The organism is Faecalibacterium sp. An77 (genome assembly GCF_002161315.1).
Taxonomy (GTDB): Bacteria; Bacillota; Clostridia; order Oscillospirales; family Ruminococcaceae; genus Faecalibacterium.
Genome location: NZ_NFHK01000011.1, coordinates 66,513 through 78,914, shown reverse-complemented (window position 1 = coordinate 78,914; position 12,402 = coordinate 66,513). Strand labels below are relative to the sequence as shown.

At 59.0% G+C, this 12,402-nt stretch carries 6 protein-coding genes; 2 read left to right on the top strand and 4 right to left on the bottom strand.

Annotated elements, in window-relative coordinates; all coding sequences use genetic code 11:
• Positions 1 to 163: 163 nt before the first annotated feature.
• The 3 genes from mgtE to nifJ form a co-directional block, all read right to left on the bottom strand.
• Positions 164 to 1,750, bottom strand: a complete 1,587-nt coding sequence (gene mgtE / locus B5G28_RS05920) for a magnesium transporter (protein ID WP_242956831.1) — start codon at positions 1,748 to 1,750, stop codon at positions 164 to 166.
• Positions 1,751 to 2,467: 717 nt separating this feature from the next.
• Positions 2,468 to 3,127 carry a hypothetical protein gene (locus B5G28_RS05915; RefSeq protein ID WP_087246824.1) on the bottom strand — a complete coding sequence of 220 codons (660 nt, stop codon included), beginning with the start codon at positions 3,125 to 3,127 and terminating at the stop codon, positions 2,468 to 2,470.
• Positions 3,128 to 3,686: 559 nt separating this feature from the next.
• Positions 3,687 to 7,232, bottom strand: coding sequence for a pyruvate:ferredoxin (flavodoxin) oxidoreductase (gene nifJ, locus B5G28_RS05910; protein ID WP_087246822.1), 3,546 nt, complete (start codon positions 7,230 to 7,232; stop codon positions 3,687 to 3,689).
• Between the two features lie 437 nt (positions 7,233 to 7,669).
• On the opposite strand from nifJ, the gene B5G28_RS05905 reads away from it, so the two are divergent.
• The gene (locus B5G28_RS05905) at positions 7,670 to 8,218 is read left to right on the top strand and encodes an NUDIX hydrolase (protein WP_087246820.1); all 549 of its coding nucleotides are present in this window, start codon (positions 7,670 to 7,672) and stop codon (positions 8,216 to 8,218) included.
• Position 8,219: 1 nt separating this feature from the next.
• The gene (locus B5G28_RS05900) at positions 8,220 to 8,879 is read left to right on the top strand and encodes an RluA family pseudouridine synthase (RefSeq protein ID WP_242967473.1); all 660 of its coding nucleotides are present in this window, start codon (positions 8,220 to 8,222) and stop codon (positions 8,877 to 8,879) included.
• 374 nt (positions 8,880 to 9,253) lie between these two features.
• On the opposite strand, the gene B5G28_RS05895 is transcribed toward B5G28_RS05900, so the two are convergent.
• On the bottom strand, positions 9,254 to 12,274 hold the full coding sequence (locus tag B5G28_RS05895; protein WP_087246818.1) for an ABC transporter ATP-binding protein/permease: 3,021 nt from the start codon (positions 12,272 to 12,274) through the stop codon (positions 9,254 to 9,256).
• Positions 12,275 to 12,402: the final 128 nt, after the last annotated feature.

Sequence of the window (12,402 nt, the reverse complement as noted above, 5' to 3'; positions counted from 1 at the left end):
CTCCAGACAAAGACTGGCCTGGCTCCGCTCTCGCTTCGCCAGGCCAGTCTTTGATTCGTTTACTTCTACCCCTTGCAGGCCTCTTTTTTGTACTGTCCGCACAATATGGGGCGGTTCATCCCTCGGGATGCAGGGGTGTTTTGGGTTCTTTTGGGGGTGAGGCTCACATCATGTTGTGGAATACCCGCATGGCAATCTGGAAGTAGAGGATCAGACTGCAGGCGTCCACGATGGTGGTGATGAAGGGGGTGGCCATGATGGCGGGGTCGAAGCCCAGCTTCTTGGCGCCCAGAGGCAGGATGCCGCCCACCAGCTTGGCCAGAATGACGCTCAGGAACAGCGACAGGCTGACCACCAGCACATAGCCGGGCACGTTCTCATACATGCCGGCGTAGAGGACGCCGTACATCAGCCAGATGCGCAGGCCGTTCACCAGGCCCAGCACCGTGCCCACCAGGGCGGAAATCCGCAGCTCCTTGAACAGGACCTTGAGGAAGTCCCCGGGGCTGACCTCGCCCAGAGCCAGGCCGCGGACCATCAGGGTACTGACCTGGTTGCCGCAGTTGCCGGCAGTGTCCATCAGCATGGGCATGAAGGAAACCAGCAGGGGAAGGGCCACAAAGGCCTCCTCGTAGTGGGTGGTGACCATGCCGGTAAAGGTGGCCGACAGCATCAGGATCATCAGCCAGGGGATACGCTGTTTGGCGTGGGTCCAGACGCTGGTGCCAAAGTAGGTGGTGGCCTCGTCATCCGGCAGAATGGCGGCCATCTTCTGCATGTCTTCGGTGGACTCCTCGGTCAGGACGTCGATGGCGTCGTCGATGGTGATGATGCCCACGAACATGCCCTCGTTGTCCAGAACCGGCATGGCGGTGAAGTCATACCGCTGCATCTCACGGGAGACGTATTCCTGGTCGTCGGTGACCCGCACCGCGATGACGTTGTCGTCCATGATCTCGGTGATGGGGGTATCCAGGTCGGCCAGCAGCAGGCTGCGGACCGACACAACGCCCAGCAGCCGGTTTTTCTCCACCACATAGCAGGTGTACAGGGTCTCGGCCTGTTCGCCCTGCTGCCGGATGGCGGCAAACGCGCCCCGGACATCCATATCTTTCCGCAGGCGGACATATTCCAGGGTCATCAGGCTGCCGGCGGAGTTTTCGGGGTAATTCAGCAGCTTGTTCAGGCTCTCACGGGTCTGGGAGGAAGATTTCTCCAGCACCCGCTTGACCACGCTGGCGGGCATATCTTCCAGCAGGTCGGCGGCGTCGTCCAGGCTCATCTCCTCGATGGCTGCAATCAGCTCCACATCCGAGAAGGCCTCCACCAGGTCATCCCGGGCGTCGTCCGACATATAGGTGAAGGCCTCGGCGGCCACTTCCTTTTTCAGCAGCCGGAACACCACCAGGCGGTTGTTTTCGTCCAGTTCTTCCAGCAGTTCGGCCAGGTCGGCGGGCTGGACGTCCTCGGTGACTTCGCGCAGTTTCAGGTACTGCTTTTTCACCAGCAGCTTGAGCAGGCGGCTCTTGGTCAGCTCATTGGGGGCGGGAGGGGCCTCCTTGGCCTCTTCCTTTTCGGCGTCCCGCACGTCCTGGCGCAGGTCTTCGGCGGCCTCGGCGTCGTTCAGATCCCGGGCCAGCTGTTCACGCACTTCGGCGGGAATATCGTCGGGCAGTTCCTGGGCGGGCATCTGTTCCAGATGCTCCATCATTTCCTGGTCCAACACTTCTTTTTTTTCTCTCTTATCCATGGGTTCTATCTCCTCCATCACAAACTATCACAGGAGGGTACAGTCCATCGGGATATAAAAAGGCGCAGCCAACAGGCGGCGGAAAAGCTTTCCGCCGCGCAGGCTGCGCTCACGCCATGTGTCCAGACGGGAACAGGGGATGCCCACAGGCTCCCCTCCATCCTTCACACCAAACTGCGCCCGGGCACACTGGCCCCCGGCGCCGTTTTATTCCTTCTCGTTCTCCCTGCGGGTGAACGCAGCTTCTTCATTTTCCGATGCGCTGTACCGCTCGGATCTACTATGATCCGGGTCCATCTTTCTGCGTTCACCTCCCAGTTTTGTCGCTAGTTTGATTATAACGCACCATTTAGACTCGGTCAACCCCCTACTTTTCTCGCCCCGCCTGAGGCGGGGGGCAATTCCCCCGCGGCTGCGCCGCCGCCCCCAAGGGCTGAAACACAGGGTACATTCTCTATTCTGTACGTTTTCCTCACAACAAACAATGCGAGGGCCAGCTCGTGAGAGCCGGCCCTCGCAGAGGGACCCTATCTTTCGTGACGCAAAAGTTCTTTTGTTTTGGTGCGATCAACAACAGAAGGAATAGTGGTTAATTATTCCCCTTTGTCGCCACATCGGATGGGTTATTTACCCGAGCCTCTAAACGGTCTCTCGCTTAAAAGCCCCTTATATCAGCTCCCAGCCATGGTGCTGCTGGGGTGTTATAAGTAGAATTGATTAATACTTGTTCTCAGTACGATTGCCGGTAACTGCTACGCCGACAATCACGTAATCATCGTTCTTAGTATCCAGATCTGCACCGGCGCAATCGGCTTTGGAAACACTCACAGTGTAATCGTAGGTGTAACTGCCAACAATTTCACCCTTGTTCTCCATGGTCTTGGCCCAATTGTCCAGCATCTCAGCCACTTCGTTGGTGATAAACTCATCCGAAACACTGCGGCTCACATAGAACATCGTCCAATAAGTGTGCGGCTTGCTAGCCCACTGATTTACGTTATTGGCACTAAAGTTCCAGCCATTGAGGACATCGCTATACGTCTGCTGAGAACCAACCATATATCTGCTGGCCCAAGCAGTCACAGCAGTGTCATTTGCAGGAAAAACAGTCAGTGTATTAGCATTTGCACCATTGCCCTTATGATTCTGAGCGGTCCATGCAACAGCCTTGTCCAGCTTGTCATTGGTGTTAATGCTCAGCTTGGTCTGGGTAGCAGCATTGGTTGCCTTCAGAACAGTCTCAGTGTAGCTGCTGGAAGGAGTGGTATCACCGCTGGAAGCGCCACCGTTATCAGTGGTGTTGCCAGAGCAGCCAGCCAGCATGCTGACAGCCATAACGCCAGCGAGCATCAGAGAAGCAATCTTCTTGAGTTTCATTTGAATTTTTCCTCCTTAATGGTGTAAAAAGATAGAGACCCAAAACAGGTTCAAAGGAAGGTCCTTTCCTTTGTGTGCCTATAATACCATACCCCCCCCGGTGTCAAGACCCGATTTCAAATTTTCCCATTTTTGCTTAATTTTATATAGTTTGGGAAGGCCCATCTTGGATACAAGCTATTTTGAGAACGGGAAGGGCGGAGGAAATTTCTCTGGCGTGAGAAGAACCCAGGGCAGGAGATCCCGCCTTTTTCATAGTGCACCGCGGGGAACAGGGGACGTCAACTCACCCCTAAACATCCCCCAAACACAAAAAGTACCCCGCCTGCCTTTTCAGACAGACGGGGTACTTTGTTTGCCTTTGGAGTAAGTTCAGCCTCGGTGGACGGGCCTATCCCTTAAGAGCCCCTACGGGGCAGCCATGGCGACCGCGTCCAGTGGACGAAGCAAGGAGCCGTGGCTGGCGCCGCGCTCCGGTTTTCACAAGGGCATTCATGCCCGCAGCGAAAATCGGCTAAGCGCAAGAGGACGGGGGAAATGCCCGCTGCCTCAGGCAGCCTTACTTGTACAGCTCGACCAGGCGAGTCAGGTGCTCGTAACGAGCCTCTGCAGCCTTCTGGTTGTCGTCGAACAGCTTCTTGGCGCGGTCGGGGAAGGCGCGGCTCAGACGGCTGTAACGAGTCTCGGTAGCCAGCAGGTTCTGGTACTTCTCAGCGTCAACGGCCTTGGAGGTCAGGGTGAAGGGATTCTTGCCCTGAGCCTTCAGAGCGGGATTGAAGGTGAACAGGTTCCAGTAACCGGCCTCAACAGCCTTCTTCATCTCGTTCTGGCAGTTGGTCATGCCGCCCTTGATGCCGTGCAGCTCGCAGGGAGCGTAGCCGATGATCAGGGACGGGCCGGGGTAAGCCTCAGCCTCAGAAATAGCCTTGATGGCCTGGTTCATGTTGGCGCCCAGAGCGATCTGTGCGACGTAGATGTAACCGTAGGTCATGCAGATCTCGGACAGGCTCTTCTTGCTGATCTCCTTGCCGGCTGCAGCGAACTGGCAGACCTCACCGATGTTGGAGGCCTTGGAAGCCTGTCCGCCGGTGTTGGAGTACATCTCGGTGTCGAAGACCATCACGTTGACGTCCTCGCCGGAAGCCAGGACGTGATCCAGGCCGCCGTAACCGATGTCGTATGCCCAGCCGTCGCCGCCGAAGATCCAGACGGACTTCTTGGCGATGTACTGCTTGTTCTTCAGGACCTCAGCGGACTTCTCGCAGCCAGCAGCAGCGGCCTTCTCCAGCTCAGCGATCAGGGCCTTTGCGGGCTCGTCGTTGGCGCGGGTGTTGTTCTTGGTCTCGGTGAACTTGGCGTAAGCAGCCTTCAGCTCGTCCGAAGCCTTATCCGAGTTGACGATCTCCTCGATCTCGCGGATCAGGTTCTCGCGGATGGTCTTCTGGCCGAGGTACAGGCCCAGGCCGTGCTCAGCGTTGTCCTCGAACAGGGAGTTATTCCAGGCGGGGCCGTGGCCGCTGTCCTTGTTGACAGTGTAGGGAGAGATCGCAGCAGTGCCGCCCCAGATGGAGGAGCAGCCGGTGGCGTTGGAGATGTACATCTTCTCGCCGAACAGCTGGGTGATCAGACGTGCGTAAGAGGTCTCAGCACAGCCTGCGCAGGAGCCCGAGAACTCCAGCAGCGGCTGGTTGAACTGCGAGCCGATGACGGTATCGTCAGCAAACTTGCTGGGCTTCTTGGAGATGTTGGCGACGCAGTAGTCGAAGACTTCCTGCTCGGCAGCCTGGCTCTCCTGAGGCACCATGGTGATAGCCTTGGTGGGGCAGACGGTGACACACTCGCCGCAGCCCATGCAGTCCAGCGGAGAAACAGCCATGACGAACTTGTACTCGTTGGCGGGGCGGTTGTCGCGGCTCTTGGTCTGCTTGGGAGCAGCAGCCAGCTCCTCAGCGGTCAGCTGGAAGGGACGGATGGTTGCGTGCGAGCAGACGAATGCACACTGGTTGCAGCCGACGCACTTGGCAGCATCCCACTCGGGGACGGTGACAGCGGTGCCGCGCTTCTCATAAGCCGAAGCACCCTGCTCCCACTGGCCGTTGGCGTTGTGGGCGAAGGCGGAGACAGGCAGGCTGTCGCCGTCCATACGGGCGATGGGCTCCATGACGTCGCGGATCTGCTTGACCAGCTCGGGACGGCCAGCCAGCTCCTTGGGAGCGGGATCGGCCTCGGGGTTGGACCAGCTTGCGGGGACGTCCACCTTGTGGATGGCGTCAACGCCGGCGTCGATGGCCTTCCAGTTCATCTCAACGACGTCCTGGCCCTTCTTGCCGTAGCTCTTCTGAGCAGCCTGCTTCATGAAGTTGATGGCGTCATCGATGGGCATGACCTCAGCCAGCTTGAAGAAAGCGGACTGCAGGATGGTGTTGGTGCGCTTGCCCATGCCGATCTCGATGGCCTTGTCGATGGCGTTGATGGTGTACAGCTGAATGTTGTTGTCAGCGATGTACTTCTTGGCCTCGGCGTTCAGGTGGTGGCCCAGCTCCTCATCGTTCCACTGGCAGTTGATCATGAAGACGCCGCCGGGCTTGACGTCCTGGACCATCTTCATGCCCATGTTGACGTAAGCGGGGTTGTGGCAGGCCACGAAGTCAGCCTGGTTGATGTAGTAGGGGCTGCGGATGGGCTTGTCGCCGAAACGCAGGTGGCTGATGGTGACGCCGCCAGTCTTCTTGGAGTCATACTGGAAGTAAGCCTGAACGTACTTGTCGGTATGGTCGCCGATGATCTTGACCGAGTTCTTGTTGGCGCCGACGGTGCCGTCGCCGCCCAGACCCCAGAACTTGCACTCCTTGGTGCCTTCTGCAGCGGTGATGGGAGCGGGCTTGACCTCGGGCAGAGACAGGAAGGTCACGTCGTCGGTGATGCCCAGAGTGAAGCGCTCCTTGGGCTGATCCTTGGTCAGCTCGGTGTAGACAGCGAAGATCGAGGACGGGGGAGTGTCCTTGCTGCCCAGGCCGTAGCGGCCGCCGATGACGGTGACGTCGTTCTTGCCGGCCTCACGCAGGGTGGTAGCCACATCCAGGTACAGGGGCTCGCCCAGAGAGCCGGGCTCCTTGGTGCGGTCCAGAACAGCGATCTTCTTGGCGGTCTCGGGCAGAACCTTCAGCAGGGAAGCGGAGACCCAGGGACGGTACAGGCGAACCTTGATGATACCGACCTTCTCGCCGCGGGCGTTCAGGTAGTCGATGACCTCGTCGGCCACGTCGCAGATGGAGCCCATAGCGACGATGACGCGGTCAGCGTCGGGTGCGCCGTAGTAGTTGAACAGATCGTAGTTGGTGCCGATCTTCTCGTTGATCTTGGCCATGTACTTCTCGACAATGGCGGGCAGCGCATTGTAAACCGAGTTGCAGGCCTCACGATGCTGGAAGAAGACGTCGCCGTTCTCGTGGGAGCCGCGCATCTTGGGGTTCTCGGGGTTCAGCGCGTTCTTGCGGAACTCCTCGACAGCCTCCATGTTGCACATTTCCTTCAGGTCGGCGTAGTCCCACTTCTCGATCTTCTGATACTCGTGAGAGGTGCGGAAGCCGTCGAAGAAGTTCAGGAAGGGAACGTGGCCCTCGATGGCGCACAGGTGTGCGACGGGGGACAGGTCCATGACTTCCTGGACCGAGCTCTCGGCCAGCATAGCGAAGCCGGTCTGGCGGCAGGCCATGACGTCGCTGTGGTCACCGAAGATGTTCAGGGCCTGGGTAGCGACGGTACGGGCCGACACGTCAAAGACGCAGGGCAGCTGCTCGGCTGCGATCTTGTACATGTTGGGGATCATCAGCAGCAGACCCTGAGAAGCGGTGAAGGTGGTGGTGATGGCACCAGCACCCAGAGCGCCGTGAACGGCGCCAGCTGCACCGGCCTCAGACTCCATCTCAACAACCTTGACCTGGTTGCCGAAGATATTCTTCTGGCCTGCTGCGGACCACTGGTCCACGGAGTCAGCCATCGGAGAAGAAGGGGTAATCGGATAGATGGCAGCAACATCGGTAAACGCATAAGCTACATGCGCGGCCGCGGTGTTGCCATCCATGGTTTGCTTTGCTCTAGGCATTTTTCTTCCTCCATTACTTTTTATTAAGGCTGCCTGCCGGGTCGGCATGGAAGGCCGTCAGACTGCCTTGGGGACTTTGCCGAACAACTGCCGCCGGCAGGGCCGCCGCCGGATGGGCATAATTGTTCATCTATTATAATAGCAAATTCCCGCCCCAAAGTAAACGCAATCCTTCTGGTAAAACACACCAAGAATTCTCATAAAAATTTGTGAGGTTTTTATACTTTCACATGGGCCATGCCGGGGCTTTTGCGCTTTTGGATACATCTTGCGGGCAAAGAGCGGTTGACAGGCCGCCGCGGCCCGGGTAAACTGAAAAGGAGAACAGACCGGCTGTTTCTCCACCGTTTCAACCTGTTTCCACCGGCGGACGGCTTATAAAAATCAACGGGCCGCCGCGCTGTTTCTGTCCACACATGAAAGAAAGGAAGCTTCCCATGGAAACGCATTTCGAGAAAAAGATCGACAGCCAAATCGTCTATGAAGGGCGGGTCATCACCGTCACCCGGGACACCGCCCTGCTGGAAAACGGAGAAACCGCCCTGCGGGACGTGGTGCACCACCACGGCGGGGCCTGCATCCTGCCTTATTACGAGGACGGGACCATCTGCATGGTGCGTCAGTTCCGCTATGCCATGCAGCAGGAGCTGTGGGAGCTGCCTGCCGGCAAGCTGGAAGCCGGGGAGGACCCCTTTGTGGCGGCCCAGCGGGAGCTGACCGAGGAGTGCGGCGTCACCGCCGACGAATACATCTCCCTGGGCGAAGTTTATCCCACCGTGGGCTATGATACCGAAATCATCTACATTTGGGCGGCCCGGGGCCTGCATCCGGCCCATATGCACCTGGACGACGACGAGTTCCTGACCCCTGAGCGGGTGCCCCTGAAAAAGGCCTATGAGATGGTCCTGTCGGGGGAGATCAAGGACGCCAAGACGGTGGCGGGCATCCTGAAATTCAAAGCACTGCTGGACGAAGGGCGGCTGTAAGGTGGAGGCAAAGCACATTTCTTCCCCGGTATACGAGGACGGGCAGATCATTGTCCTGGACAAGCCCGCCGGCATGGACAGCGAACATCAGCTGCCGGCGGCCCTGCGGGAACTGTGGGGGAATCCGGAGGCCTTTGTGGGGCTGGTGCACCGGCTGGACGCCGGGGTGTCGGGCCTGATGGTCTGCGCCAAAACCTCCGACGCGGCAGCCGCCCTCAGCCGCCAGGTGCAGGCGGGGACCTTCCGCAAGGAGTACCGGGCGGTGATTGCCGGCGGCCCGGACGAGGCCCTGCCCGGGACCGGACAGCTGCGGGATTATCTGTTCAAGGACAGCCGTGCGGGCCGGGTGTACCCGGTCAAGCGGCTGCGGAAAGGGGTGCGGGAAGCGGTGCTGAACTACCGCATTCTGGACACCCGGGACGGGGAACAGGGGCCTCTGAGTCTGGTGGAAATCCAGCTGGAAACCGGCCGGACCCATCAGATCCGGGTACAGTTTGCATCCCGGCGCCATCCGCTCTGGGGCGACGGCAAGTACGGGAGCCGGTACAAGGGCGCCATCGCCCTGCAGAGCGCCCGTCTGGCCTTCAGCCATCCCGAAACCGGCCAGCCCCTGGTGTTCACCCTCCCTGCACCCCCACACTCCCCCTTTCCGCTTTTTTGAAAAAAAGCTTGGCACCCGCCTGAGGCGGGGGGCATTTCCCCCGCGGCTGCGCCGCCGCCCCCAAGGGCTGAAACACAGGGTACATTCTCTATACCATGCGTTTCTCCGGCCAAAAACAATATCAAAAACTATGCTTAAAAATGAAAATCCCCGCTCCTTTTTGTGGAGCGGGGATTTTTGATTTTATAGAGCTTTTCTACGGGTTAGAGGGTTAGAAAACCAGGTTATTAGGAAACTTTGCATCGTACCGGAGCGCAGCTCCAAACGTAACAAGCGAGCCGAAACGTAACGGCTCCGCGGAACCGCCGGAGACCCGGAAACTGTATGGTACCCATTGAAAAGTCTTTTGCCTACTTTTCTTCCAGAAAAGTAGGTTATTCGCTGCGGAGGGCGACGACGGGGTCTTTTTTGGCGGCGCTGCGGGAGGGGATCAGGCCCGAGATGAGGGTCAGGAACATGCTGATGGCAATGAGGATGATGGCAGCCGGCAGAGGCAGAACCGCATTCAGGGTCTGGATTCCGGTCACCGAATGCAGCACCATGTTCACCGGGATGCACAGCAGATAGGTCACCACCACGCCCAGCAGGCCCGATGCAAAGCCAATGATGACCGTCTCGGCGTTGAACATCACCGATACATCCCGCTTGGATGCGCCGATGGCCCGCAGAATGCCGATCTCCCGGGTCCGCTCCTGGACCGAAATCAGGGTGATAACGCCAATCATGATGGAGGAGACAATCAGGGAAATGGCCACAAAGGCAATCAGCACATAAGTGATGGCGCTGATGATGGAGGTCACCGCCGACATCATCAGGCCTACATAGTCGGTGTAGGAAATCTGGTGCAGCTCGTCCATGCCCTCATTGTAGGCCGCAATCACATCTTCCACCGTGGCTTTGCTCTCAAAGGTGGCGGCGTAGAGGTTGACGGCGGTGGGGGAATCCAGATCAATGCTGCCCAGGGCGGTCAGGTTGTCCTCGTAGGTGGACTCCGAGAACTCCATCACCACTTCGTAGTAGGCCGCCCACTGGTCCGGGGTGTAGCCGTCCATGGCCAGCTTCAGGGCGTTGACCTTCTGGGAATCCGGCAGGGCGGCCAGCTGCTGGCTCACCTGCTGGGAATACTGGCTTTCCAGCTGGGCGGTCAGCATCTGGGAGAAGGTGGACTTCAGTTCCTCGTCGCTCATGTCTGCCACATAGCTGTCAATCTGCTCCTGGCTGACGCTCATCTGCTGGGTCAGCACCGAGGACAGGGTGGAGAGCATCTCCTCCCGGCTCATGTCCGCCAGCATGGAATCCACCTGCTGGGCAATGAATTCGGTGTCGGGCTGGCTCATGATGGTCACATAGACCTGAGCCTGGCCCGCCTGGTCCAGGCTGTCAATATAGGCCCGCAGCTCCTGTTCCTTTTCCGCCTTGGTCAGGCTGTCGGCGCGGGAGGCAAAGGGCAGGCCGGTCAGCACGTCCCGGTCCGGGTTGGCCTTCTGGGCCTGCACCGCCGGCGACTGCTCGGCCTGTTCCACAATGTAGTCGATCAGGCCGGAGGTATAGCAGATTTTGCCCGAAATCATGGTGGTCTCCACATCGGGCTTTTTCCGGATGATGCCGCTGACGTGGAGCTTGAGGGCGTTGTCGTAGAGGTATTTCAGGCCCGCTTCACTCTCCCGCAGGTCGGTGTAGAGGCCGGTGGCCTCGTCGTAGCTGTAGCAGGAGGAGGGGAGAATCACACGGAAATCGCTGCCGCAGATCTCCTCATAGCTCCACTGGTCCTTTCGGTCGGAGGCGGTGGCCTCGCCGTCGGCCAGGGCCATCATCTCGTCCTCCGGGATCAGGCCCAGGGCGTAGAGGGTCATGTCGTCCAGCTCGTTGTTTTCATCCACCACCAGCACCACCTGGTCGTAGCTGGAAGGCCATGCGCCGTACACCAGGTCATACTGGCGGGTCAAAAGGTCGTTGACCGGGGCGCCGTTGTCCCCCGGCAGCAGCTCCTGCCACAGGGTCATCATGCCGCCGCCCATCATGGAGGACATCCCCGTCATGGAACTCATGGAGGAGCTGTCCCCGGTCATGCCCGCCATCCAGGGAGAGGACATGGCGTCCGCACCCATGATGGACACCAGCAGTTTCTGCATCATCTGGGTGGTGTCCGATTGGATGATCTGGCCGTCGGTGTTTTTGGTGTACACCTGGGGGCTGATGGCATAGGAATACTGGATGCCGCTGAGGGCCCCGCTCAGGGGGGATTCGGGGTCGGCCAGCTGGTCCTCCAGATAGCGCTTGAAGGATTTCAGGTCGTTCTGGGCCACGTCCAGATTGTTGATGGCCGACACCAGCTCCCGCACCGCCGGCCGCTCATAGACCGCGTCCAGTCTGTGGTCGATCTCCTCGGTGCGCAGGTTCATAAAGGTCTGGATCAGGCTGGTCAAATTGATGTTGGTGGCCTGAATGGACAGGGGGTAAGAGGAGAGGGCGTTCTCCTGCATGACGTTGATATAATCCGTCATGCCCTGGGACACCGACAAAATCAGGGCGATGCCGATGATGCCGATGGACCCCGCAAAGGCCGTCAGGGTGGTGCGGCCCTTTTTGGTGAACAGATTTTTCAGGGACAGGCCGAAAGAGGTGGCAAAGGACATGGAGGGCTTGCGGATCTTTTTGCCCCGGCTGGCCTCCACCTCGGCGGCGTCGGCCGCCCGCTCCGCCTCCAGTTCGGCGGGGGTGAGGGGGTTGGAATCGCTGGTGAGCTGACCGTCCAGCACCCGGATGATGCGGGAAGAATACTGTTCCGCCAGGGGCGGGTTGTGGGTGACCATGACGATCAGGCGGTCCTTGCTGATTTCCTTCAGCAGCTCCATCACCTGGACGCTGGTCTCGGTGTCCAGGGCGCCGGTGGGCTCGTCGGCCAGGATGATGTCGGGGTTGTTGACGATGGCGCGGGCAATGGCCACACGCTGCATCTGGCCGCCCGACATCTCGCTGGGCCGCTTGAACAGCTGATTGCCCAGGCCCACCTTTTCCAGGGCTTCCACCGCCCGGTCCCGGCGCTCGGCCCGGCTGACGCCGGACAGGGTCAGGGCCAGTTCCACGTTCCGCAGAACGGTCTGATGGGGGATCAGGTTATAGCTCTGGAACACAAAGCCCACCGAATGGTTGCGGTAGGCGTCCCAGTCCCGGTCCTGAAAGGACTTGGTGGAGCGGCCGTTGATGATCAGATCGCCGTCGGTGTACTGGTCCAGGCCGCCGATGATGTTCAGCAGGGTGGTCTTGCCGCAGCCCGAGGGGCCCAGAATGGACACAAACTCCGAGCGCCGGAACTGGATGCTCACCCCTTTCAGGGCGTGAACCACCGTGGCGCCCATGGGGTAATCTTTCTTGATGTTGCGTAATTCAAGCATGGCGGATTACTTTCACTTTCCTTCTGCAGTATAAGCCAGTCAAAAGATGGGAACCTCTGTAGTATACCTTACAATTATGAACGTTTTTTATCTACAGACGGTCCTTTTGTAAAAACTTTTTTCCGGCC